At 65.1% G+C, this 878-nt stretch carries 1 protein-coding gene; it reads left to right on the top strand.

Features of this window, described 5'->3' with window-relative positions:
* Positions 1-855 (top strand): RuBisCO large subunit C-terminal-like domain-containing protein (locus HLUSI_RS26505; RefSeq protein WP_016832332.1); only part of this gene is annotated, 855 nt, incomplete at its 5' end.
* Positions 856-878 lie beyond the last annotated feature (23 nt).

Genomic DNA, 878 nt, shown 5'->3' on the forward strand with positions numbered 1-878 from the left:
GCGACCGTCGCCGGCAACCTGTTCGATCTCGGCGAAGTCACGGGCATGCGCCTGCTGTCGCTGTCGCTGCCGGAACATTACCGCCGCCAATTCGACATGCCGCGTCATGGCATCGCCGGCACGCGCAAGCTGACCGGAGTGGCGCAAGCGCCTCTGCTGGGCACCATCATCAAGCCCAACGTCGGCCTCAGCGCAGTTGAGACCGGCGAGCTCGTGACGCAGCTTTGCGAAGCCGGCGTCGACTTCATCAAGGACGACGAAGTCTGCGCCAACCCTGTCCATGCGCCGCTGGAAGAGCGCGTGCGCGAAGTCATGAAACGCGTGCGCGCCTACCAGGACAAGTCCGGTCGTCGCGTGATGGTGGCGTTCAATATCACCGACGAGCTTGATGCCATGCGCCGTCACGCCGACCTGGTCGAGCGTGAAGGCGGCAGCTGCATCATGGTCGGGCTCAACTGGTGCGGCTTCTCGGCGCTGCAAAGCCTGCGTCGCAGCAGCGGACTGGCGATCCACGGTCATCGCAACGGCTTCGGCATGATGTCGCGCCAGCCGGTGCTGGGCATGTCGTTCCCGGCGTATCAAAGCCTGTGGCGCCTGAGCGGCGTCGATCATTTGCATGTGCACGGACTCGACGGCAAGTTCTCCGAATTCAATGACGAAGTGGTGCAGTCGGCACGCGATTGCCTGACGCCGATGGCGCCGGGCGATGAAGTGATGCCGGTGTTTTCGTCCGGACAATGGGCGGGGACGGTGCCGGCGACCTTTGCTGCGGTCAACAGCACCGACGTGATCTTTCTCTCGGGCGGTGGCATTCTTGCGCATCCGGACGGCGCCTCGGCCGGCGTCCGGTGCTGACGGCATTGCGCCGGGCGCGCTCC

The organism is Herbaspirillum lusitanum P6-12, from assembly GCF_000256565.1.
Taxonomy (GTDB): Bacteria; Pseudomonadota; Gammaproteobacteria; order Burkholderiales; family Burkholderiaceae_D; genus Herbaspirillum; species Herbaspirillum lusitanum.